Genomic DNA, 25,279 nt, shown 5'->3' on the forward strand with positions numbered 1-25,279 from the left:
GTCAATCATCTGTAGCAAACATCTTAAGGATTTGATATTAGTGGTGGGCGGGGATGACATAGTTATTTTAATTAAGATTGGGACAATCATGATGGGTCTACAACTCGAACGACTGTAGGAGTAAACGCCATTTGCTCTTACCGTTGTGTCCCATCCTTAATTAAAATAACTATGTCATCCCCGCCCACCACTAATATCAAATCCTTAAGATGTTTGCTACAGATGATTGACAAGGAGTTGGAACCGAGATGATCGATTATGCTGAGAAGCGGATCTTCCAGAGTACGCCTAATGTTTTTATCTGTGTTTCTTCCTTTAATCCGGGCGCACGTAAGCTTTATGAACGACTAGGATACAGCGTTATTGGTGAGTTACACGACTATATCATCTCAGGAGCTTGAGATATTACTTCGTAAAACGATCGCTCCTTTGAGGGCATTTTCTGCTTCAATTGACGAAGTTCGGATTAAGCGCCTTACGATAAAAAACCAGCTAGAACCTAGCTGGCGTTAATCGATATCATCAATATCAATTGTCGTTTCCGAAAATCCTGACTGCGCGTTCCCACAACACGAGGAGGATCGGTCTCTTTTGTCTCTCTTTACCAATCGTAACAGAGAATGCGAATCTTTTTAATAAAAGTTCATACTTAACGGTTTCCCTTTCGATAATTATTTATAATCAAAGATCCCGATTACATCAGTTTCTTCTGTTATCGATCGCAAAACACACGTACCACACATACCACAACCTATTCCAGCGCTGCTTCCTGAGGACATCCCCAAAGAATACGCTCGTGCTTATAGACAACCATTCCAGGTTGAGCGCCTTTTGGTTTATACACCGATTTCGGTTCGGTGTAAACCACTGGAACCTGCTTACTTTGCCGTCCTTGGCTATAATGGGCGGCTAGATTAGCCACAAACTGGAGGTCTTCGGTATCAGGAACCTCTCCCGGAGCGACTCTCATCAACACATGACTTCCAGGAATCTCCTGGGTATGGAACCATAGATCGTATGCTCCAGCTAGTCTAAAGGTTAAGCGATCGTTTTGGCGATTATTCCGACCGACGAGAACTTCAAAGCCGCTAGGGGTTTGGTAACGATGGGGTTGGGAGCGGTTGGAGTTGCGTTGATAGTCGGATGCTGGAGAGTCTAAATACTTCTGTTCAATTAATTCTTCGCGCACTTCCTCTAGAGTCGATAAATCCTCAGCCGTGCCATACTCCGAAAGTTGCAGTAAGGTTGTTTCTACTTGTTCGAGATAGCGTTGTTCGGTTTCAACTGCTTCTAAAAGGGGTTGAACGGCAAGTTGAGAGCGCTTAAGTTTTTGGTGTTTTTTGTAGAGCGCTTGGGCATTTTGTACGCCATTCTTTTCGAGATTGAGGTTGATTTTAACCGGTTTTCCAGTTTCAAAATCGGCTAATTCGATCGCCTGCATCCCCGGTTGCCACTGATGCAAATGAGCCATCAATAAGTCGGCTAAATAGCGATAGCGATCGGCATCTTGGGACTGGTTTAACCGTTCTCGGAACAGGAGTGCCTTTTGATGGAGCTTGCCTAAATGCGATCGCACCTTTTGCTGCAATTGATGATGTAATTGACTGAATTTTTGGCGATTAAGATGCTCGTTATAATACCCACTAATTAAATTTTGTACGGATTCAACTGCTTCAACTCGATCCCAAGGCATAACCGTATAGCCCTTTTTCGTCCATCCTGGTGTAAACATTCCCTGCTGCAAACTGTGTAACCAATATTGCCAGCGTTCATACACCAAAGACCAATCGGCATCACTTAAACTATCTGTGGGTTGATGGAGAGCGATCGCCGTCCCTGATAGCCAAGACTCAATCAACCGGGGACTTAATCCCCGATAACTTTGCAGTAATTGCCGCTTGAGGGGCCCCGGAATCAATCCGACTCTCCCCCGAAAATCACTGAATGATTCCTCTAGACTAGGTATCCGATTTTTTAGAGCTGGAGGATTAATATACGGCTGTCCGGTCAAAATCGGGCGTACACTCGACTGTTGTTCGCTCACCTGATGGGCAGCCGTAACAATCGTATTCTCTTGATTGACCAAAATCACATTACTATACTTACCCATCACCTCCACAATTAAGTGCCAGCGAATTGGATCGCCCGGTCTTTGGGCAAACTGCAAATCGATCGCCCGCTCCCAAGGGGCAATTTCGGCAATGGAAACCAGAGCTAACCCATTAAGCTGATGGCGCAACTGATCGCTAAATGTAAACGTATCCGGTGCTTTTGGGGGAGGGCTGCTCATGGCGATATGGGCTGCCTGTGGATGCCAACACAGCGTTAACCATCCCCGCCCCTGAAGCGTCCGCAGGGCAAGGGATAACCTGAAGCGATCGCGTTGAAAAACCTGCTCTAAGCGAGCCGGTAAAGAGCGATCGCGCAAATCGGCACAAATAGCCATCAAAGTCGTAAAATCAACCGGTTGCACAATGAATTACATCTAACGAGCAAAGATTTCTAGTATAGCCCGTTCCCCGAACCTATATTTCTTGAGCCAAAATTAAAACTTGTTCATAGAGATGATCTGCAATCCTTTGGCTCCACTTCTTGGCGTAACCTCTGTAAATCTTGTGAATCATCAAATACAGAAATTCCCTATTTATACATTCGATCCTCTTGACTCTTTGTTAAGAGAGTTTCTTATAGTATGGGCATGTTGCATAATCTCGGTTAATCTAAAATAGAGTAGAGCGGCTCTCTCTTAGGCATGTTGCATAATGTCCCCTAATTTATCTGGTCGTAAACTTAAATTCAAACGCCGTCCCCACTTGGCGATCGCTGTGCTTCCTGATATCGATTCAGCGTTTGCTGCCTATCGATTACTCTATAGCGAAGGTATATCCCCCGAATACTTAGCCATTGTGGGGCGAGAATTTAATCCTCCCGAATGGGTAGGATTGTATAAACCCATGAAGATCATCTTTGCCAAGGCCTATCGATTGGCCTTATTATCCGCCTTGGCTGGGAGCGCGATCGCGGCTATCCTCCTCTGGCTCTTAAAGCTGGAGATTTCCAATTTGGCTCACCTCCATATCGCTCTAGTCATTTTATCCGCCGGACTTATGAGTGGTCTCTCTGGTAGTCTTGTGGGCGCACTGATTGGCTTTTTTGGTGAAGGAAATACTTCTAGTATCTATCGCCATCACCTGCAACAGGGGCGATATCTGCTGATGATTGAAGGACCAGAACACATGGTAAGGCGCTCCAAAGAAGTGCTAAGTCAATATTCGACTTCGCCCTCTTGAGCTATGGAAAAGGGTAGATCGGCTATTCTAGTATTTTCAGATGACCTACCTACGCCAAAATTCCAGAGAATATTGCCATCAATGCCATGCTTCGTGTTAAGCAACGGTTTCATCAACTTTTCCAAACTGTACCCTTAGGAGTGGCCTTAATTGTGCCTTTTCTCCTGCAAATTGCGATCGCAGTGGGCTTAACTGGATATTTCTCTTGGTACCATGGCAAAGCAGCCGTTGAAAATGTCACCAGTCGCTTACAAGCAGAAATCACGGCTCATCTCGACGATCGCCTCGTTAATACTCTTTCCATTGCCCATCAGATTAATCACGTTAATGCGAATGCCATTGCTTGGGGAGAAACCGGCCCAAACAACCTTGAGCAGTTAAGCCAAAAATTTTACGAACAACTCCAGTTATTTCCCCAGATCCGTGAAATTCAATTTGCCAATTCCCAAGGGGAATGGGTAAGTGTGCATCATTCTCAGAAGGATAATCGGAGCCTAGAACTGGCGATCTCGTCCTCTACAACCGATGGGCAATCCCATATTTATTCCCTCGATCGAGGAAAACGGGGAGCGCTGTTGCGATCGCTTCCCAAGCGCGATCCCCGTAAATCATTTTGGTATCAAGAAGCCACTCGCAACGCCACTACCTACAACAATTCTCCCCAGTCTTGGACAACTCCCTATCTCTCAAATACCGGACAGATGAGTCTAGATGCCGTCTTACCGATCTATGGCAGGAACCAAACCCAACTGGGTGTCCTATCTACCTCCATCTGGCTTTCTAAACTTCAGCAGTTTCTACAAACCTTGAATGAGCGCCTAGACGCGCAGATTCTAATCTTTAGTAATACAGATGGAAGTATTGCGCCTGTCGTCACCCCTTTGGAGTCAACCTATCCTCTGATCAATCGTGCGACGGACTATCTCCAAACCTATTTAGTCCAGCACCCTCAAATGCAAGAAGCTATTGACCTTCAGGTTAGCCTTCTCGATACTCCCTACACTCTGCACTTGAGTTCCCTAAGCGATCATCAAGACTTAAATTGGCTCATGGCGATTTTTGTCCCTCAAGATCCCTTTCTGGAGGATATTCACCAAGGAGGCAATGTTACCGCGATCGTCGGTTTACTGGCATTGATCGCTGCCACTGTACTCGGTTGGCTCATCACTCGCCACATTATCCGACCGATTAAGCAACTCTCGCAAGTGGCGATCGCCCTTTCCGAAGGTGACTGGTGTCGCACAGCCGATCCTTGGTACAATCGCACCGATGCCCTAGGAACTCTGGCTCTAGCTTTTGAGCGAATGCGCTATCAGCTCAAGCGCTCCCATCGTCAACTGCAATCCTATTCTCGGTCTTTGGAAGCTAAAATCCAAGCCAGAACGGAAGAACTCGAACAAGAAATCCGCGAGCGGCAAACAATGGAAATCGCTTTACGAGAATCGGAAGAAAAATTCTCCAAAGCCTTTCGTCGTACTCCCCACCCCATTACTATCACTTCTTTAGGTAGTGGAAAACATCTGGAAGTCAGTGATAGCTTCCTCAGTTTAACCGGCTACAGCAATGACGAAGTGATTGGTCGTACCGCGTTAGAGCTAAACCTCTGGGTTCATGTGGAAGAGAGGATGCACTTGTTTCACCTGATTCAATACAAGAAGCAGGTGAAAAACTATGAATTTACTTATCGCACCAAGGCTGGAGAATATCGGGTGGCTCTACTCTCATCGGATGTGATTACGGTGAATGACAAACCCTGTTTACTTTCGGTGACTACTGATATTACCGATCGCAAACAGCTCGAGGAAGAATTACGGCGATCGCAACAATTCCTCGACAGCATCATCGATCATATTCCCCTAGCTATTTATACCAAGGATATTACCCATGATTTTCAATATCTGATTTGGAATCAAGCCAGCGAAGCTATTTTTGGGTTAGGGAGCGATCTCGTCATTGGCAAAACCGATGGCGAAATCTATCCCCTGGAACAAGCAACCCAATACAGTACCTATGACTTGCAAGCCGTGCAGCAAGGGAAACTTCTAGAGAGCGCCGAGCATCCTTTTCAATCCCTCACGCGGGGCGAAATTTTGCTCAGAACCCTCAAATTGCCTCTCTATAACCGCCACGGAGAAGCGACCCATTTACTCTGTATTTCTGAAGATATTAGTGCTCGTAAACAAGCAGAAACTGCCCTTCAACAAGCCAAAGAAGCAGCGGAAATGGCTAACCGCTCCAAGAGTGAATTTTTAGCCAATATGAGCCATGAATTACGCACGCCTTTGAATGCTATTTTGGGATTTAGTCAATTAATGGCCAATGACCCTAAATTTGCGGCTGGAGCCTCAGAAATCAATATCATTAACCGCAGTGGAGAACATTTACTCGACCTGATTAATGACATTCTGGAAATGTCTAAAATAGAAGCAGGTCGGATGACATTTTTGCCAACCGCTTTCGACTTAGAGCAATTATTACAAACTTTAGAAGGCATGTTACATATCCGGGCAACTTCTAAAGGGTTAACGTTGACCTTCGATCGCCCCCCGGATTTAGTACAATATATTCAAACTGATGAACAAAAATTACGCCAAGTGTTGATTAATCTCTTGGGAAATGCAATTAAGTTTACAGAAAAAGGGACAGTTGAATTATGCATATCTCAGGTACGAGAAGATCCTTTAATTCGTTTGCAGTTTGCTGTTCAAGATACGGGAATTGGGATTGCAGAAGATGAATTAGAGCAATTATTTAATCCTTTTGTACAAACCGAGTCGGGAAGGCGATCGCATCAAGGAACCGGATTAGGACTTTCTATCAGTCAAAAATTTGTCCAACTCATGGGGGGGAACATTGAAGTTAAAAGTATCCTGGGGGAAGGCAGTTGTTTTCGATTTGAAATTCAAGCCACCCTTGCCAGTGCGGAAGGAGTCGAGCCGGTTATTGTACGCAATCGAGTAATTGGTTTAGCACCTGGACAACCCCGATATCGGATGCTAATTGTTGATGATATCCCCGAAAATCGTCTGTTATTGGTGCGCTTATTACAACCTTTGGCATTGGAGATCCTTGAAGCCGAAACAGGAGAAGAGGCGATCGCCCATTGGCAGCAGTATCATCCCGATCTGATCTGGATGGATATCCGCATGTCAGGTATGGATGGATACGAAACCACCCGACGGATTCGGGAACTAGAAAGTCAAGCCTCCCCAACCCAAAAAAGCATCATTATTGCCCTGACTGCCAGCGCCTTTTCCCAAAAACGAGAGCTAGTCTTTGCGGCTGGATGTGATGACTTTATTGCTAAACCTTTTCAGGAAGAAACAATCTGGAACACCCTAGCCAAACATTTGGGTCTAGAATATATCTATGAGGAAGCCTTACCCCCAACTGATAGCCCTGAGCCATTTACCCTTACGCCCAATCAGCTTAAAATAATGCCATCGGAGTGGATTGAGGCCGTACATCAATCGGCTTTAAGTGGAGATGATGAGAGGATTATCCAACTCATTGCCCAAATCCCTCCCCATTACCAGGGTTTAATTAACACCCTGTCTGATTTGGTGCATCATTTCCATTTCAATACTTTGTTAGAATTAACGGATGAACAGTAAAGTTCTAGCCGATTTGTTAATTGTAGACGATACGCCCAACAATTTGCGTTTGTTATCGTCGATGTTAACGGAAAAAGGTTATAAGGTGCGTAAGGCGATCGATGCTAAAGGGGCGCTCAAAGCCATTGAGGTGCTAAAACCGGATTTAATTTTGTTGGATATTCGGATGCCGGAAATGGATGGGTATCAAGTGTGTCAGATCCTGAAAGCTGATGCTCGAACTCAAGATATTCCAGTAATTTTTATTAGTGCTTTAGATGAGACTGTGGATAAGGTGCGAGCGTTTAATGTGGGGGGAGTTGATTATATTACGAAACCCTTTCAAGCGCCGGAGGTGTTGGCGAGGGTGGCAACTCATTTGCAGATTCATCAATTACAACAGCAGTTAGAGACTCAAAATACTCAGTTGCAAGCAGAAATTGTGGAACGACAAAAGGCGGAAGCCGGATTAAAAGTTTTGTTACATGCGGTTTCCCATGATTTGCGGAATCCGGTAACCGGGATGTTGATGGTGTTTAAAAATTTGTTGAAACGAGATTCGTTCGCTTTAACCCGATCGATGGTAGAGCGGATGGCAGATAGTTGCGATCGCCAGTTAAATTTAATTAATTCTTTGATTGAAACCCAACATAGTGAGATTTGGGGGGTGTCTCTCAATTGTGAATCCTTATCATTATCTACATTAACCGCTCAGTTGGCAGCAGATTGGGAACCGGTATTGAGTCAAAATCAGGCGACTTTAGAAGATCGGATAGCGTCTACTTTACCCCTGATTAACGGCGATCGCCAGCAACTGTGGCGGGTATTTGAAAACTTGTTCGCCAATGCCCTCAAGCATAATCCCCCCGGTTTAAGCCTGACTCTCAGCGCTAGAGTAGAAGGGGATTGGGTTCGGTGTACCGTGGGAGATAATGGTATAGGAATGAGCAAAAAACAATGTGCAACGCTGTTTCAACCCTATACAAGGGGCGATCGGGAAACACGCAAAACTGGATTAGGCTTAGGATTATATTTATGTTCCCAAATCATTCACGCCCATGGCGGCGAAATCGGGGTAGATAGTGTGGTGAGTGAAGGCACAAATTTCTGGTTTACGTTGCCGACGCTATAGCGCTTGGCACTGGGGAATAGGGAACAGGGAACAGACAATATCTTAACTGATTTTAGTCCGGTACGATAGGATGGACAACCCGCAGGCCAAAGGTGCAATATCGATCGCCAGCATTGCGGTGGTTGCGATCGGCACTACGACGGAATATTGAATAGGTGAGAAACCAAGACCCCCCTCGTATCACCCTTCTGGTCCATTCATCGCTATCGAGCCATATACTACCATCGGTAGGAGCGCGATCGTAACGATCGTGCCAATGGTCTGCACACCACTCCCACAGGTTCCCATGCATATCATATAAGCCAAATCCATTGGGCGGAAAACTGCCGACTGGGGTGGTTTTCGCACGATTTTTACCTTCCGGGTCATCTATATCACTATAGTTGCCATCATAATTAGCCAGGTCAGTCGTCAGGGTTTCGCCAAAATGAAAGGGCGTTGTTGTTCCTGCCCGACAAGCATATTCCCATTCTGCTTCAGAAGGCAAGCGATAGGTGTTTCCTGTATATTGAGATAGCCGGGCGCAGAATTCCTCGCAGTCGTACCATGAAACTTGCTCTACAGGCAAATTCTCTCCCTTAAAATAAGAGGGATTAGACTCTAGGGAAATATTCACCTGGGGAAATGAGGCTACCCTGCGCCATTGAGCTTGCGTGATCAAAAACTTCCCCATATAAAATGGGGGCACGGTTACCAAATGCTGGGGTTTTTCATCATCCGATCCTTCTCTCTCTGGTGACCCCATGAGGAACTCCCCCCCAGGAATAACCACCATATCTAAAACGATCCCTTCTCCCAAGTCCTCCTGGAAATACTGCGCTTCTCGATTTTCCTGCTGAATGATTTTGCCCCAAGCGTTAACCGTCACTACCTCAAAGCTAAATTTAGAGAGTGAACCTTGGTAAGGTTGGGGTAGAGATAGGAGAGTAGACTCTAAAGATTTGAGTTGAGCTGGTTTGAGTGGCACGATATCCAGGGCTGGAGTCGGTACTGTTAAAGTCTGAAGTCTGTTAACTTCCTCTAAAGCTTCCTGAGCTGAAACATAGCGACTATTGAAGTGATACCGGACCATATTCTGTAGGACTTCCCGCAATCTTGGACTGGCATGAGTAGCGAAGGGTTGCCAGATGATTTCTAGAGTCTCTGGGTCTGCTGGTAGACTGAGGGCCGGTTTTCCAGTTAGCGCTTCAATCGAGATCATGCCCACAGCATAGATATCGCTACAGAATTTGGGCTGTCCTACCGCTTGTTCACTGGGCATATATCCGGGTGTACCAATACGAACTGTCCGTTGATTTTTCTCTCCCCATTGAGTTAACTCAGACAGGTGTTGCTTGACTGCACCAAAATCAATCAGTACTAGTGTTTGATCGGGCTTACGCCGCATCAAGTTATTGGGTTTTATATCTCGATGAATGACTTGGCGATCGTGCAAAAACTTTAAGGGAGTGAGGATATCTTTTAATAACTGAATCACTTGCTCCTCTGACCAAGGTTGTCCCTGGTGTATTTCCTGACTTAACTCATGACCTTGGATATATTCCTGAACCAGATAAAACTCTCCTTCTTCCGTAAAATAGGCGAGAAGTTGGGGAATTTGAGGATATTTTCCTAATTTTTGCAGAGCCTTTGCTTCTGTCTCAAATAAACGCTGGGCTGTCTTCAGTTTTTTTGGACTCTTGAACTGGGGCTTCAGTTGCTTGACAACACATAGGGGATATCCTGGAAGGTGCAAGTCTCGCGCTAGGTAGGTGAGGCCAAATCCTCCTTTACCGAGTTCCCGTTCTATCTGGTAGCGACCCGCAAGCACTGGTGACATGGTTCAATTAACAATTAACAATTAAAAATAAATTGAGTTGTGGGTGGGTGACCCTAATTGTAGTATAAGATGATCGCCCTTAATCGAGACCATTGCCAATTAAAATAAATGGGGCCCAATAGTAGGGATGTTGAAAAGAGGTGGGATCGAGGTTATCTGTTTGGGGAAGTTGAGCGTTAATGAAGCTCAATTGTGCTTGGCGAATGGCTTGGGCTAGGGTGATATCGGGATCGGTATCGAGAGATTGATAAAATTGATCCATTAAAACTTGGGTTCCTCGATCGTCAACGTGCCATAGGGTGGCGATCGCCGCTTTTGCGCCTGCTTTTTGCACCTGATAGCCTAAACCAAGGATTTCTTCGCCATTCCCCAGAATTTCGCCAATCCCTGTCTGACAAGCACTGAGGACAATTAAGTCCACGTCGGAAAGGTTCCAATGCTCAATATCCCGTAGGGTAATGCGATCGCCATTTCCTAATAAAATAAAGGATTCTTCTGGCTCTCCTTGAACGAATGCTGCATGGGTGGCTAGATGCACTATCTGATGTTCCTGGAGTTCTGGCAGGGTGGCATCCCGATTAAAGTCCTGATTCCACAGGGTCGTATGATCGGGGAAACGCTGGATCAAATTTTGTACTTCCTTCTGGGCAAAGGGTAATCCAGAAAAGTCAAATTGGCGATCGCCGACTTGGACGTGATAATTGCCTTGGGTAAAGGCTCCGGCTAGAATTTTCCGTTCTCGATGGGTTTGGGGGGCAAAGTTTTGTAAGCTGGTGGCCGTAATATAATTAATCTCAAATTGTTGAATTAACCAATTCTGACCATCATATAAAGCACTGAAGGGCAAGTGGCGCAATTGACCATCTGGTGAATATACTAAGGCTTCAATGCCAGCTTGGTTTAAATCCTCTGCAATGGGTTGTACTAACCATTCATAAAGCTGTTGACCGAGTGATTGTACCCGGGGTAAGGGGTATTTGCGCGTAATCGTCGTTCTAAATTCAGTAATTTTTTGTTCAAGTTCCGACTGACTCACGGGTACCGTACGTCTGATCGGTGGGCGATCGGCAAAAACCACGATCATTTCTAGCCGATCTTCCCACATGAATGGATAGACAAACGCCGTTTGATGTTCAAATTGTTGGAGCAGGCTCTTCAAGCCTTGAATATGAGAATTCCACTTTGGATTTGCCGCGTTGTAATCAGCCATTCTCTGCCTAATTGGGTTGATACGGGAGGGTTCTAGAAATGGCTTGAAATTCTGATGTAGACTCTGATATAATGAATTAATTTGGTTTAATTGTTCAGTTTCATCAGCCGTGCGATCGCCTTCTGGAATCGCCCTTAATTCTTCTAAGTCTTCAATCCAATCTACACCCTGAGTCTCGGCTTCAAGGAAATCGTTGAAAATATCCTCTTCCACGGGATGTAAACTTAAGGTTGGTAATTGATGATCGCCTTTGACGCTGTGTAAATATTCATCCAGTTCTTGCAATTTCAGCAAGTCCAGAACTTGATGGGCTTCTTGTGGGCGGTTATTTTGAAAGAGTAGATTCGCTAAATGGCGATAGCGATGAGAAACCGTTGCCAGAAATGCCTTTTGTTGTTCTAGGGAAAAATCAGTAATTTGACTATGAATCAACTGCATTTCATTCATCGACTGCTTGTAAAATAGAATGGCTAACTCTGCTTGTTTCTGGGACTCGAATAGGCGGCCCATATTATGGAGTGTAGTGGCATAGTTTTCTGTTTTTTCTAAGGCTTTCCAGAGCAAAAGTGCTTGATAAAAATGGGAAAGGGCAGGTTCAAACTGATTTTCTTCAAGATAGACAAACCCTAATCCATTGAGGCTATTTGCTACTCCAACTTTATCTCCTAGTTTGCGAAAAATAGATATGGCTCGATGATAAGCTTGACTGGCTTTAGCCTCCTGGTGAAGGGTAGTATGAAGATGTCCAAGATGATTATATAAATGTCCTTGTTCTTCTTTTCGATCTAAACGTTGATTTAATGCTAAAGCTTGTTGGGCGGTAGCTAAAGCACGATTCAGTAAGTTTTGCTTTTCATACAGTAAGCTTAAACCGGTTAAGGCTTGAATTTCTGTGGCGCTATCTCCTCGCGATTGAGAAATCGATCGAGCCTGATTCAGCAACTCTAGGGCAGTATCATAATCTTCTAAATTTATTTCAACACTGGCTAAATTAATCAACGTCTTCGCTAATTTTCTTCGATCGCCAATTCGTTGTCGTAATTTCACTACCCTCTGATAAAATTGCTGTGCAGAAAAAAAACGTCCCTGTGAATAGTCTCTTTTCCCCTGGTTTTCTAGGGCATCAGCTTCGCTGACTGGATCGGTTTGAACTTGCACAGAGCCAGACTCTGAAGTTTGGGCGATCGCCGGTAATTCAAGTCCTAACACACTGCTGATCGCGATCGCTGAAATCGTCCCAACTAACCTTACACTCATCATCATCAATCCGAGAACTCATCATTTACCAGCTTGGCAAATCTCCCTTAAATTTGGGGAATTCAGAGGTTCGGTAATCTGTAGCAATCAACCGCTACCATAGTAGAGAAAACCTCACTGTGCGATCCTATAGCCATGTCACCCAAATATCCGCGCTCAGACTGGCCAAACTCCTTGCCCACCATGTATGATTTACCCAGCGAAGATCCGGAGGAACCGGGATTGCCTGACTTATTTCATGATCTACAACCCCAATTACTCGATCTCACCTTTGACTCTCCCCTTTATCCAGTCGAACAAAGGTTAATCGCTAAAGACTTAAATCTATATTACGATTCCCATCATACCAATTGGTATAAACGTCCCGATTGGTTTCTCGTTTTAGGAACGGGACGATTTAAACAGCAACAAGATCTGCGGCTGAGTTATCTAATCTGGCAAGAACGAATTTCACCCTTTTTAGTCATTGAACTCTTATCTCCAGGAACGGAGCAAGAAGATTTAGGTCAAACTTTGCGAGAAGTTAATCAACCGCCAACAAAATGGCAAGTATACGAGCAAATTTTACGGGTTCCCCATTATGTAGTTTATGACCGCTATAACAATCAGTTTCGAGCTTTTCACTTAAAAGGTTCTCAGTATCAATCCTTGAGTTTACCAGAAGAGAAATTATGGTTTGAGCCCTTAGGGTTAGGCTTGGGAAAATGGCAAGGAATTTATGAGGGTGTGGAAGGATTATGGTTACGCTGGTACGATCGCCAAGGCAACTGGATACCGACTCCTACGGAACGGGCACAAGAGGCAGAAAATGCATTAGCTCTTGAGCGACAAAAACGGGAAGCTCTATTAGAGCGCCTCAGAGCTATGGGTATCGATCCGGAAGAGTTATAGCACTTTTCTCTAGGAAATAGGGAATAAAGAATAGGGTCGGAGATTGAGATCAATCTACAATGCCAGTATCTGTAGGGGCGAAAATTTTTTCGCCCCTACAACAATCGCACTCTCATTGTTATTTGAATCCACTATACTTTCTGGTGTTGGGCAATGAGTTGCCATGCGCGGAGGGTTTCAGCTACACTCCAAGCTTGGGCGATACAGCCTCTGGGGGTAAAGGGCGGATCGCCATCAAAGATTTCACTGATGCTTCCGATGCCATGAGTGTATAAATGGTGAGCCATGGGAGTGAGTAAACTGAGCGCTCGCTCCGGTTCGTTGTACACTTTGAAGTGGGCGATCGCAAATGGCCCTAATAACCAGCCCCATACTGTACCTTGATGATAGGCTCCATCTCGATGGGCTAAATTCCCCCCATAATGACCGATATATTGGGGATCGTCTGGACTGAGCGATCGCAACCCATACGACGTTAGCAGCGATCGCCCACAAGCTTCCACAACTCCCCGTTGCTGTTCTGGAGTCAGGGGACTTTGGGGTAAGGAAACCGCAAAAATCTGATTCGGTCGCAATTTTGGATCGTTTCCTGTTGTTGTATCGATTACATCATAGCAGTATCCTGCCTCAGCATTCCAAAAGCGAGCAAATCCCTTTTCTGCTTGTTTTGCAAGGGTTTCGTACTCCCGATCTTCCTTGCCTAATTTACGGGCAAATGCGACCATCGTATGCAGTGCATTGTACCATAGAGCATTCACTTCCACCGGTTTTCCTTGCCGGGGAGTGACCACCCAATCTCCATATTTAGCATCCATCCAAGTGAGTTGGGTCATGGCTTCTCCAGCATACAGGAGACCATCATCGGGATCGCGATGAATTTGATAGCGGGTTCCGCGACAATGCCAGTCAATGATGTCTGCTAAAACGGGGAAGAGTTCAGCTAAGAGGGGGCGATCGCGGGTTGCCTGATAATATTGGCGAACGGCTTCAAAATACCATAACGTTGCATCGACAGTATTGTAATCGGGGTCTTCTCCGCCATCGGGAAAGACATTGGGCAACATGCCCCGATCCACATATTGGGCAAAGGTTGTCAATACCCTCTTAGCCACTTCCGTGCGTCCTGTCGCCAGGGTTAAACCGGGTAAGCTAATCATCGTATCCCTTCCCCAGTCTGTAAACCAGGGATAGCCAGCGATCGCCGTTTTCCCATGGGAGTTAGGGTACAGGGGACGACACACAATAAATTGATCCGCAGCCAGAATTAACTGTCGAATCCAGTCCGGAGCCTTTTCTGTGTTCAGATAGGGAGTGGCTTGCCAACGATCGAGGTGTTGCTGTTCATAGCGGTGTTGCTGCTGTAGCGCCTCTTTGCCGTCTAGATTCACCTGAGACTGGGTACTGGCAACTAAGGTAAGGGAGTCTCCTACATTGAGGGATACGGTGAGGGTGCAGGCATGGAAATGGTTCTCTTGATAGCCATCTCCTCGATAGCGTTCCATGGGGAGATCGTAGCCTTGTATCCAGGTTCCTAAAAGGGTGAATTCACCTCCAGAGCTGAATAAGTACCAGGGGATAGACTCTCCTGGCGTTTCTAGTTTTATTCCAGATTCAATCCGTTGGGTATGGATGGGAAAGTCTAAATCCTCTTGTAGAAGATTGTAGGGCCGAGTATTGGCGATCGCATCAATTTCTAAATCCACAGGAGCGCTACACCGCACCAGATCGTAGCGAATGTAGGTGGTATTTTCCCGCTGCCGCATCCAGATCCGTTTTTCCAACAACATATCCCCGCAGGCAAATGTCCATACGGGGGTTGTTCCCTCTAAACGGAAGCTTTCAAGATGGCGATCGCCGTTTCCGTCCACTTTACCGCCCACCCATCGATTGGTGAACAAGGGATAGGACTTTTGGCTATAAGTAACAGTTTCATCGAGTTTGGTTAACAGCAGGGTTCGCTGTAGTGGGGGTTTCAGTGCCGCCACTAACAACCCATGATAACGGCGCGTCAAGCCAGAGGCGATCGTCCCCGATGCGTAGCCCCCGATGCTGTTGGTAACTAACCATTCACGAGAGAGGGCAATTGCCCAATCACCACAGATTTCCCGTCCTACCTCAATCGCCATATGATTTTTCTTCTCCGCGATCGCGACCTGAATCTTTCCAGGACTCTAGATTACACCATTTTTCATGGCATAATCCCCCTAGGCATGGATTTTACCATCTGGCATCATCGCGCCTTCTAAATTTGCTCCTTGCAAATCAGCTCCCACCAAAGCCGCATCGCGCAGACTAGCACCTCGTAGATCGGCATCACGCAAACAAGCCCCATCTAAATTAGCGCCCCATAGATACGCCCCGCGCAAATCGGCTTCACTCAGATCCGTGCCTCGCAGATCTGCTAAATTCAGATTCGCTTCCGTTAAATCAGCTTTACGCATATCCGCTTCACACAAATTGGTTTTCATCAAATTGGCTTGAATAAACTTACCGCCTTTGAGAATCGTCTCATGCATATCTGCCTGTTTCAAATTCGCTTGATCGAAATCAGTAAAACGCATTTGGGCATTACTGAGATCGGTTCCCACCAAATTAGCACCTGCCATTTTTGCCCCATTTAACTTCACCGCATCCAATTCCAAGCCACTAAAATTCATCCCCTCCAGTTTCAATCCATTCAAGAAGGCACCGCTCAGTTTCACCCCATTTAAACCCGCTCCTTGCAGATTCGCCCCACTTAAGCGCGCTCCCGATAAATTCGTCCAATTCAGATTTGCACCCTCCAGATTCGCTCTTCGCAAATTAATCCCATTCAGGTTTGAACCACACAGATTCACCCCTGGCATTTTCGCTCGAAACAACGTCACCCAAGTCAAGATCGCCCCAGTCAATTTGGCTCCCGTTAAATCCGCTTTCCCCAAATGAGCGCCCCGCAAATCTGCTTTCGTCAAGTCTGCTTCAATTAACACCGCTCCTTGCAATTTCACATAGCTCAAATTGGTCCCATACAAGAACGCCCCATTAAGATTCGCCTCTTTCAGAAAACACCGCTCTAAATAGGCTCTCGCCAAAGACGCTTCTTTTAAGTTTGCACCTGACAAGTTAGATTTAGGTAACTCCACACCAATTAAGTTAGCATAGGTCAAATCCGAACCACGAAAATCCCGTTCACCCTGAATATATCGTTGTAATAATTCATTAGCATCCATAATATTACTCTCCTAAATTCCTGACCGTTTTGTCAGTCAACGTATTTTCTTTGATATCGTTACCTGCAAACTTTCTATTGCTTACCCTCCCTAACCGATCGAACGGTTATCCTGTAAAGCCCCTAGCTGCTCAGGTTGACCTCTTTTGGAGTCCAGAAACGATTGAGTCCAGAAATACCGTTTCGATTTTAACCTTTACTTATGCTGACGACTGGTCTTTCTGTACTTTAATGAAGAGCTTCACTTTAGACTTTATTATGGTATTACACCAATCCTCTACTATTCCATTAACTGCAACAAACCTTTAGAAAAGGAAAGAAATAGTTATATTCACCCTTAAGATTCTCGGCCAGATGTCCAATGGTCTCTCCATTTTACAGTTCCTTCACTAGCCACCACCCAACGCCGGGAAACTATATTTTCTCTCAGAGGAGATTGACCTTCACGCCACATGGCATATTTATAATTAATTAATTTTCCTGCACTTTCATTGAAAGGAATTTCACCGAACCAGGTATTAGAATTAATATACTCTAAGGGATAGGCTTTAGCTATATCCCAATTCCCCAATTCTGGACAATCTCCAGTGACAATAATACGTTCTCCAGGCTGGGTATTAACACCATTGAGTTGAGCGCGAACAATGGTTTTACCGGTGACTCTCTCCGCCACATGACTGAGAATAATTGCCTGATTTTTTTCTAGGGTCAAATTGGATAGTATACTCGACTCAACCGTATATTTTCCCAGGGACATGATATCCGTATGCTCGCCATCGGGTAATTCCGTATCGATGGATTCTAAAGTTACGCTTTCTCCTCGATTCATCGCCACAAACAGAATCGACTCTCGATACCGTCGCACATAGCAATAGACATCAGGAGTAATGTATTTTTCCCATTGTCCTCCCATAGAAACGGCTGGATTCAAGCGACGCACACCAGATAATAAACGAATGGTCCAATAGAGTTTAGTATTGGTATCCCAGCGCTTCATGAGGGGACGATTATAGGGGTCATTATTTCCAAAGGGATTGTCTGAATTAACATTGGTATTATCATACAGATATTGTTCTGTTCCGTAGTAAATACAAGGAATACCCCGGCTGGTCATTAATAGGGCGATCGCCAAATGCAACACTTCCGGATCGTCATTTAAACTCTGGAAGCGATACATATCATGATTATCGATAAAGGTAATTAACTCGGTTGCGCCGCAATAGCGATAATCTTGATCTAAAACATTCTTGATTCGGTAAAATCCCTCCTCTAATCCCAATGCTAACGTTTCCCGAATAGCTAAACACAAACCAAAATCGAGAATCGTCATCCCGGAATTATTGGCAAACTCTACAGAACGATCGTCAAGAGGATGGGAATAAATCCATTCTCCAAACACAAAAATATCAGGTTTATGGGTTTGAATTTCGGCATTGAATTCTTGCCAAAACCAAATAGGCATATGTTTGACGGTATCGATGCGCAGGGCATCTACTCCCCGATCGATCCATTGCTTAATCGATGCTTTGATATAACTTCGATAGGCCGTGTTATTTTCGTTGAATGTCGCTAATCCAGATAACTCACAATTTTGGATTTGCCACTCATCTTCCCAGTCTTGAACTTCACCATAGTGATGATACCAATGATCCAGGTCATTATTGAAATCGGCAATTTTCACCCCGTCATCATAGAGAATTCCCTTTTTGCCGCTAATATCAGGATTGCTATGGTTACAGACAACATCCAAGATTAACTTCATGTTGCGCTTGTGAATTTCTTCAATGAGTCGATCAAATAGGGTATCTTTCTCTTCTTGAGTTTGGTTCAAAGAGGGATTATCTTCTGGTCGGATAAAGCGGGGATTGATGCGCTTAAAGTCTTGAATCCAATAGCCATGGATAGCGGCACTTTCAACAAATAAGTCCTCAATTTGCTCAAATAAAGGAGTCAGCCAAATTGCCGTTACTCCCAGGTTTTTCAAATAGTCGAGTTTGTTGATTACTCCTTGTAAATCTCCACCCCAATATTTGCCCCAATCTTCATGGGTGGGATCGTAGAGTTCGGGGTTTGGCCCTTCATTATTGCGCGGATCGCCATCACAGAAGCGATCGACAACAATAAAGTAAAGGGTTTCTTGGCGAAATTCAATATCGCGGGTATAGAGAAATTCTAGGTCTAAGTCTTCCTGCGGGTTAGGAGACTGTGCTGATGGGTTTAATGGGTCTTCCGACTGAGAATCTGAGGGGGTATACTGGCTCTGGAAAACCTCTGATAAGTAGGGATCAGTCATCACAGCAGCACTTCCTCGTTAACACTGGGCTACTCTAGAATAGCAGAAGCATAGACCTCTACAGGCGCTGAGAGGCGATCGCCCATTCGGCCTAAGTGACTTAAGTTTAAGAAACTTAATGTAAACGTTCATCAAATCGTTCTAAGGTAGCTATATAGAGGCTGAGAAATCAACCCTAACCCTTTGTGGAGACTTGCCCAAAGGATTTTTTAGATCGTCTTTCATTTTCAAAATCGGGAACTGTTTTAGGATGAGTACCAATTTAGCGACTAAGCTCCGCGAGGGCACGAAAAAAGCCCATACCATGGCGGAAAATGTGGGTTTTATCAAGTGTTTCTTAAAAGGAACGGTAGAGAAGGAGTCTTACCGCAAACTGTCAGGTAACCTTTACTTCGTCTATTCTGCCATGGAAGAAGAGATGGCTCGTCACCAGAATCATCCGATTCTGGGGAAACTCTATTTTCCTGAACTCAACCGCAAAGAGTCTATTGAACAGGATTTAGCCTTCTATTATGGCAGTAACTGGCGCGAGGGAGTATCCTTGTCTCCAGCAGGTCAAGCCTATGTAGACCAAATTAGAAAAGTCTCCAATGAAGAACCAGAATTGTTGATTTCCCATCTGTACACCCGGTATATGGGGGATTTGTCGGGTGGGCAAATTCTGAAAAAGATTGCCCAAACTGCGATGAATTTACCAGAGGGACAAGGAACTCAGTTCTATGAGTTTGCTGATATTCCAGATGAGAAGGCATTTAAGAATAACTATCGGCAAACCATGGATAGTTTACCGATTGATGAAGCAACAGCCGATCGCATCGTCGAAGAAGCTAATGCTGCTTTTGGGATGAACATGAAAATGTTTAATGAACTTGAAGGTAGCTTAATTAAGGCGATCGGACAACTGCTGTTTAATAGTCTCACCAGACGGCGTACTCAAGGCAGCACAGAATTGGCAACTGCTACTGATAACTAAGCCCCTCCACTCATAAGCAGGGATAATTGCTGTCACTCCGTTGCTGTTGTAAGACTCTGCTGAAAGGGTTTGAATGGTAACGGGTTGACAGCATTGTTATATCAATTAAAAATTTAAAATGGGTATTTTAGATCATGAATGAAGAGGAACGGCAAGCCTATTGGCGGGAAAATACGACGTTAATCCGCAATTTATTAATGATTTGGGGTCTGACTTCCCTGGGATTAAGTATTTTATTGGTGACTCCCCTAAATGCCATTACCCTGGGGACGCTTCCCCTAGGATTTTGGTTGGCACAACAGGGCGTGATTTATGTGTTTGTGGTTTTAATCTTTGTCTATGCGATACAGATGGACCGGATCGATCATAAGTATAAGAGAGACGAATAATATTAGGATGGGGGAATGGGAAGACACGGAGACACGGTGAGTTGTTCCCCAGGGTAAGGGGAATTTTTTAAGATCAGAATCATTGAGGAATAGATATGGGTGTAGAGGTTTGGACATTTTTGTTTGTAACCCTATCGCTTTTGCTTTATCTCTATATTGGTTGGAGATCGCGGGTTAAGGATACGCAAGGGTTTTTTGTGGCGGATCGGGGGGTTCCGGCGATCTCCAATGGCGGGGTTAATCTCGTTTTTGGGCTATGATGGCTCGATTTATTTGATGGGATGGACAGGGGGCTATGTATTATTAGCGTTGCTGTTGGCTCCCTATTTACGCAAGTTTGGGAAATATACGGTTCCCGATTTTGTGGGCGATCGCTATGATTCCAATATCGCCCGACTCGTTGCTGTAATTGCGGCGATTTTCGTTTCTCTCACCTATGTCGCCGGACAGATGCGTGGTGTGGGGATTGTCTTTAGCCGGTTTCTGCAAGTGGATGTGAGTACCGGGGTAGTGATAGGCATGGCAATTGTTGCCTTTTTTGCTGTCCTCGGTGGGATGAAAGGGATTACTTGGACGCAAGTGGCCCAATATGGGGTTTTAATTATCGCTTATTTGATTCCGGCGATCGCCATTGCCTGGTATCTGACGGGTAACCCGGTTCCCCAACTGGCGTTTACGTTCAGCGATATTGTCGATAAGCTCAATCAAGTTCAAGTGGATCTGGGGTTTGCCGAATACACCCAACCCTTTGCTAATAAATCCATGTTGGACGTGCTGTTTATCACCATTGCTCTGATGGTGGGGACGGCTGGACTTCCTCATGTGATCGTCCGCTTCTATACCGTTCCCAACCCCCGCGCCGCTCGCTATTCCGCCGGTTGGGCACTCCTGTTTATCGCTATTTTATATACTACGGCTCCCGCTTTAGCCGCCTTTGCACGCTATAACCTGATTGATAGCTTGCACAATAAAACGATTGAAGAGGTGCAACAGTTAGATTGGGCGACAAAATGGGAAAATACGGGCTTGCTGGCGTTTGAAGATAAAAATGGCGATGGTTTGATTGAGCTAACCCCGGATCGAGAAACCAACGAAATTACCATTGACCGCGATATCATTGTTCTTTCGACTCCAGAAGTGGCAAAATTAGCACCGTGGGTGATTGCTTTAGTGGCTGCGGGGGGGTTAGCGGCTGCCTTGTCTACGGCTTCTGGCTTACTGTTGGTAATTTCCAGTTCCATTGCCCATGATGTGTATTATCGTCTGATCGATCCGGGCGCTTCTGAGTCACGCCGGGTGATGGTGGGGCGGATCATGGTCGGTTTTGCGATCGCCGTTGCCGGTTATTTTGGCGTTAATCCTCCCGGTTTTGTGGCTCAAGTCGTGGGGTTTGCTTTTGGGTTAGCCGCAGCTAGCTTCTTCCCCGCGATTATTTTAGGCATATTTGACAAGCGTAACAATAAAGAAGGGGCGATCGCCGGAATGGTTTCCGGTTTAGCCTTTACCAGCTTCTACATTATCGGCGCAAAATTCTATGGGATGCCCCTTTGGTTCTTTGATATCTCCGCCGAAGGAATTAGTACAGTCGGCATGATCCTTAACCTGATGATTGCCCTAACCGTTTCTCGATTAACCCCTCCTCCCTCGGCAGAGATTCAAGAAATGGTCGAAAATCTCCGCACCCCCAATCATGGCCCCCCGGCTCTGGCGGACATTGGAGAAGACGAGCTAGATTAAGCTGATAATATCAAGTCCGTGTGCTATCCCTTAAACGGTTGCATAATCTGTATATTGCCGGATTTCAGGATCGTGAAACCCTAGCACAATTTGGTCTTTGTCTACCCCTCGATCGACTAATTCTTAAGCGACTCTCATTTCTGTCATATTGTGCTGAACCCAAATCTTGCTGTTGATGATATCCTTTATCTTTAACGTGGCCGATAGAACGATGTAAATATTAAACTGGAGGCAATTCGTACAGCCTCTGTTCGTCACTTTGGTCGAGAGATACTGAAAAATTATGATGTGGTCTGCTGTATGTAAGTGTGCAGGCAAATAATTGAAATAGGGGTACATTCGTAGGTTGGGTTGACGTTGGATTTCACTTCGTTCAACCGAACCTACGAGAAAATGGCGAAGGTATTGTTTCCACAATGCCCTCAATCATTCGGGAAAACTTGGGAAACCGGGAGATTCAATTGAGGGAAATTGGCAGATACCAGTACGTCATCATTCCTGAATGTATCCACTTCCGTATAGACCTGATTCATCAATTCCAAAATTAAAATCGTTTGAGTTTGCGGATCAACAATCCAGTATTCAGGAATCTGACAATCTTGGTATTGAACTCTTTTAGCAATATAGTCTCGTTCTCGTTGAATTTCTCCCGGACTAACCACTTCAATGACGAGTAGAGGGGGGCGCATGGAGAGACGAAGAGTATTACGTTGTGAGAGTTGCTGAATATGTTCTTCTCGGATAATCGTCAGGTCTGGATAGCGATTTTTGGGTTCACCTCTGACTTCTAATTCTAGACCCTGACCCCGTACTCGATCCGTGCCTACGAGAGAAGCAAAAGCAAAAAATAGGCGATTTGCAATTTGGAAATTGAGACCCGATTCGGGAGGCATTTCGATTAATTCTCCATTGAACAGTTCATAGAGTTTTTCCGAGAGGTCGTCATATTCGAGGTATTCGTCAAAAGTTTGGAATCGAGGTTTAGTGGTTAGCATAAGAGCAGAGGATAGATCTAATTATATTGAGGCATCATGGCAGTTACCTCAAATATAAGGGACAGGTTAACTTTGGCTTTAATTATATTTTAGGGCGATCGCGGCAACCCATCGCCTGGCGGAACTAGAAACTGGGTTTCTCGCCGATCTGCTCGTTGATTTCTTTCCACGTTAGTGTTCATAAACCCCTGCCCTGCTTGCCATTCTCAGCTAGTTGACGCATAGTAAGTAACAATTCCTGTGCAATTGCCAACGTATGTTTCTGTGAGGAGGGCTGACGGATGAAATTAGGCGAGCTGCTGGCTAAAGTGAGTGGGTTAGGAGAAGTGCCTACCCATCCTGCCTTAAACCTGGAGATTAGGGGTTTAAGCACGAATTCTCATTCTTGTCAAGCTGGAGATCTGTTTATCGGAATGCCCGGAACCCGTGTGGATGGGGGCGAGTTTTGGCCGAGTGCTGTGGCTGCGGGGGCGATCGCCGCGATCGCCTCGGAATCCGCTCTAACTAAGCATCCTCCAGGAGACAATTGTGTGATTTCCAGTACAGATATAGCGAAGGACTGTGCGGAAATTGCGGCCGCATTCTATAACTATCCTGCCCAAACCTTAAAGCTAGTGGGAGTTACAGGAACCAATGGCAAAACCACCACCACCCACTTAATTGAATCCTTTTTAACTCACGGACAAAAGCCGACTGCTCTCCTGGGAACCCTCTACGCGAAATGGCCAGCATATCATCAAACCGCTATCAATACCACCCCTTTTGCAGTTACCCTCCAAGCACAGCTCTCCCAAGCCGTTGGAGCTGGATGTGAGTATGGGGTGATGGAAGTCAGTTCCCATTCCCTAGAGCAAAAACGAGTTTGGGGATGTCCGTTTGAAGTGTCTGTTTTTACGAATCTTACCCAAGATCACTTGGACTATCACCCTACGATGGAAGATTATTTTGAAGCCAAGGCACTGCTCTTTAGTCCAGATTACTTGAAGGGAAAAGCGATCATTAATTTTGACGATCCCTATGGAAAACGGTTAATTGAGCGCCTATCCCAGGAACAGGTTTGGAGCTATAGCACTGAGAATAGTTCCGCTTCGTTGTGGACAAGCGATCTAGAATACCAGCCTAAAGGTGTGAAAGGAATTTTACATACGCCCCAAGGTGAGATTGCCTTTGAATCGCCCTTAGTCGGTCAATTTAATGTCTCCAATCTCTTAGCCGCCATTGGTGCTGGTTTGCATCTGGGCATTCCCTTAGAAACTATGGTATCGAGTTTACCTGATTTTTTGGGCGTGCCGGGACGGATGGAGCGCGTCAGCATCAATCCCGATCAAGAGATTACAGTGATTGTAGACTATGCTCATACCCCTGACAGCCTAGAGAATTTACTTAAAGCATCCCGTCCGTTTATTCCAGGGCGGATGATTTGCGTGTTTGGCTGTGGAGGCGATCGCGATCGCACCAAACGCCCCATAATGGGTAAAATTGCCGCCGAATTATCCGATGTTCCTGTGGTGACTTCCGATAACCCGCGCACGGAAAACCCGGAGCAAATTCTCCAAGATATTATCGCCGGTATTCCTGAATCTGCCCAACCGATGGTGATTGGCGATCGCGCCGAAGCCATCCGTAAGGCTATCCTAGAAGCAAAACCTGGAGATGGCGTTTTAATTGCGGGTAAAGGTCACGAAGATTATCAGATTTTAGGCACAGAAAAGATTCACTTCGATGATCGAGAACAGGCGAGATTGGCTTTAGGGGAGCGAGCGTAAATGAGTAATGAATAAGGGCACCTCTATTAATTGCTCTTTCGAGCAATTAATGAGATAAAAAAAGACCGCTTTTTCCCCAAAAGATGAAATTTTATCTAAGAAGTAGACAATTCATCATAGACCAACCACTTTTTATTAAAACTCCCTATAAGTAGGGGAGTTTTAATTATATATCTGCGGTTGACCAGAAGACATATCTGAGGAGATTAAATACTACATTTCTCAAACCTATATTGGCTTCTGCTCTCACTTTTCCAATCGAACGTAAAAGCTTGCCTCCCATGCACATTACCCAAGCTCCAAATACCTGCTCTACTTTCGCTCTCGTTCTTGATTTTTCTCTATGGCTTAATTTTTGTGCTTCACTTAACAGTCTGTATCTACATCCTTTTTCATGGATTTTACTCTCAAATCCTAGGATTGATAATGTCCATTCAATTTCTTCACTCCGATAGGCGCTATCTGCCCATATCTCTGGATCTGCATTTTCTATATCTATCAGTTTCCCTAATACTTTTGAGTCATAAACTGATGCATCTGTCACTTCATATTTGTTTTGTAGGATAACTAACTTGAATATTAAGATAACGTCTAGGGGTTTACGACCGGCATTACTTGAACGTTCACGGTCATGAATTTGTTCGAGGATTGGACGAAACTCCTCCCAAGGTACTAATTCATTCAGTTGAGAGAGCAGCGGTTTTTTATTATTTAGCTTTTTCTGAC

At 45.1% G+C, this 25,279-nt stretch carries 16 protein-coding genes and 2 pseudogenes; 9 read left to right on the top strand and 9 right to left on the bottom strand.

Annotation, left to right across the window (positions count from 1 at the left end; all coding sequences use genetic code 11):
- Window positions 1–248: 248 nt before the first annotated feature.
- On the top strand, window positions 249–401 hold the full coding sequence (locus J7545_RS24100) for a GNAT family N-acetyltransferase (RefSeq protein WP_413038764.1): 153 nt from the start codon (window positions 249–251) through the stop codon (window positions 399–401).
- 350 nt (window positions 402–751) lie between these two features.
- Here the strand turns inward: J7545_RS24100 and J7545_RS14615 are convergent, their stop codons facing one another.
- A complete protein-coding gene (locus tag J7545_RS14615) occupies window positions 752–2,473 on the bottom strand; it encodes an NFACT family protein (RefSeq protein WP_318700676.1) in 1,722 nt (573 codons plus the stop codon).
- A gap of 289 nt (window positions 2,474–2,762) precedes the next feature.
- Here J7545_RS14615 and J7545_RS14620 point away from each other — a divergent pair, with 289 nt between their 5' ends.
- The 3 genes from J7545_RS14620 to J7545_RS14630 all read left to right on the top strand — a co-directional run bounded on the left by J7545_RS14620 (window position 2,763) and on the right by J7545_RS14630 (window position 8,015).
- The gene (locus J7545_RS14620; RefSeq protein WP_318700675.1) at window positions 2,763–3,290 is read left to right on the top strand and encodes a hypothetical protein; all 528 of its coding nucleotides are present in this window, start codon (window positions 2,763–2,765) and stop codon (window positions 3,288–3,290) included.
- Window positions 3,291–3,376: 86 nt separating this feature from the next.
- Window positions 3,377–6,904, top strand: a complete 3,528-nt coding sequence (locus tag J7545_RS14625; RefSeq protein WP_318719758.1) for a PAS domain S-box protein — start codon at window positions 3,377–3,379, stop codon at window positions 6,902–6,904.
- The gene (locus J7545_RS14630) at window positions 6,894–8,015 is read left to right on the top strand and encodes a hybrid sensor histidine kinase/response regulator (protein ID WP_318719759.1); all 1,122 of its coding nucleotides are present in this window, start codon (window positions 6,894–6,896) and stop codon (window positions 8,013–8,015) included. Before J7545_RS14625 ends, J7545_RS14630 begins: the two co-directional genes overlap by 11 nt.
- A gap of 52 nt (window positions 8,016–8,067) precedes the next feature.
- Here the strand turns inward: J7545_RS14630 and J7545_RS14635 are convergent, their stop codons facing one another.
- Window positions 8,068–9,834, bottom strand: a complete 1,767-nt coding sequence (locus J7545_RS14635; RefSeq protein WP_318700672.1) for a bifunctional serine/threonine-protein kinase/formylglycine-generating enzyme family protein — start codon at window positions 9,832–9,834, stop codon at window positions 8,068–8,070.
- 79 nt (window positions 9,835–9,913) lie between these two features.
- Window positions 9,914–12,307, bottom strand: a complete 2,394-nt coding sequence (locus tag J7545_RS14640; protein ID WP_318700671.1) for a CHAT domain-containing protein — start codon at window positions 12,305–12,307, stop codon at window positions 9,914–9,916.
- Window positions 12,308–12,436: 129 nt separating this feature from the next.
- On the opposite strand from J7545_RS14640, the gene J7545_RS14645 reads away from it, so the two are divergent.
- Window positions 12,437–13,192, top strand: coding sequence for a Uma2 family endonuclease (locus J7545_RS14645; RefSeq protein ID WP_318700670.1), 756 nt, complete (start codon window positions 12,437–12,439; stop codon window positions 13,190–13,192).
- Window positions 13,193–13,323: 131 nt separating this feature from the next.
- Here J7545_RS14645 and J7545_RS14650 read toward each other — a convergent pair whose 3' ends face one another.
- The 3 genes from J7545_RS14650 to J7545_RS14660 form a co-directional block, all read right to left on the bottom strand.
- Complete coding sequence (locus tag J7545_RS14650; RefSeq protein ID WP_318700669.1) at window positions 13,324–15,318, bottom strand: amylo-alpha-1,6-glucosidase; 1,995 nt, start codon at window positions 15,316–15,318, stop codon at window positions 13,324–13,326.
- A gap of 78 nt (window positions 15,319–15,396) precedes the next feature.
- On the bottom strand, window positions 15,397–16,401 hold the full coding sequence (locus J7545_RS14655) for a pentapeptide repeat-containing protein (RefSeq protein WP_318700668.1): 1,005 nt from the start codon (window positions 16,399–16,401) through the stop codon (window positions 15,397–15,399).
- A gap of 336 nt (window positions 16,402–16,737) precedes the next feature.
- Window positions 16,738–18,693, bottom strand: a complete 1,956-nt coding sequence (locus tag J7545_RS14660; RefSeq protein WP_318700667.1) for an alpha-amylase family glycosyl hydrolase — start codon at window positions 18,691–18,693, stop codon at window positions 16,738–16,740.
- Between the two features lie 250 nt (window positions 18,694–18,943).
- Between J7545_RS14660 and J7545_RS14665 the strand changes: the two genes are divergently transcribed.
- The 3 genes and pseudogenes from J7545_RS14665 to J7545_RS14680 all read left to right on the top strand — a co-directional run bounded on the left by J7545_RS14665 (window position 18,944) and on the right by J7545_RS14680 (window position 21,792).
- Window positions 18,944–19,666, top strand: coding sequence for a heme oxygenase (biliverdin-producing) (locus J7545_RS14665; RefSeq protein ID WP_271937553.1), 723 nt, complete (start codon window positions 18,944–18,946; stop codon window positions 19,664–19,666).
- A gap of 134 nt (window positions 19,667–19,800) precedes the next feature.
- Window positions 19,801–20,055, top strand: coding sequence for a sodium/substrate symporter small subunit (locus J7545_RS14670; protein WP_318700666.1), 255 nt, complete (start codon window positions 19,801–19,803; stop codon window positions 20,053–20,055).
- A gap of 95 nt (window positions 20,056–20,150) precedes the next feature.
- Window positions 20,151–21,792 (top strand): annotated as a pseudogene (locus J7545_RS14680) (sodium:solute symporter family protein).
- A 30-nt stretch (window positions 21,793–21,822) separates the two neighbouring features.
- Here the strand turns inward: J7545_RS14680 and J7545_RS14685 are convergent.
- Both J7545_RS14685 and J7545_RS14690 read right to left on the bottom strand, forming a co-directional pair.
- Window positions 21,823–21,903 (bottom strand): annotated as a pseudogene (locus tag J7545_RS14685) (element excision factor XisI family protein); the annotation flags it as partial.
- 311 nt (window positions 21,904–22,214) lie between these two features.
- Entirely contained in the window at window positions 22,215–22,787 is a 573-nt protein-coding gene (locus J7545_RS14690) for a Uma2 family endonuclease (RefSeq protein ID WP_318700663.1), read from the bottom strand.
- A 281-nt stretch (window positions 22,788–23,068) separates the two neighbouring features.
- Between J7545_RS14690 and J7545_RS14695 the strand changes: the two genes are divergently transcribed.
- Entirely contained in the window at window positions 23,069–24,553 is a 1,485-nt protein-coding gene (locus tag J7545_RS14695) for a UDP-N-acetylmuramoyl-L-alanyl-D-glutamate--2,6-diaminopimelate ligase (protein ID WP_318700662.1), read from the top strand.
- A 166-nt stretch (window positions 24,554–24,719) separates the two neighbouring features.
- Here J7545_RS14695 and J7545_RS14700 read toward each other — a convergent pair.
- On the bottom strand, window positions 24,720–25,279 hold a 560-nt coding region (locus J7545_RS14700), incomplete at its 5' end, for a transposase (protein ID WP_318719761.1).

The organism is Roseofilum sp. SBFL (assembly GCF_017746885.1).
In the GTDB taxonomy this organism is placed as follows: Bacteria; Cyanobacteriota; Cyanobacteriia; order Cyanobacteriales; family Desertifilaceae; genus Roseofilum.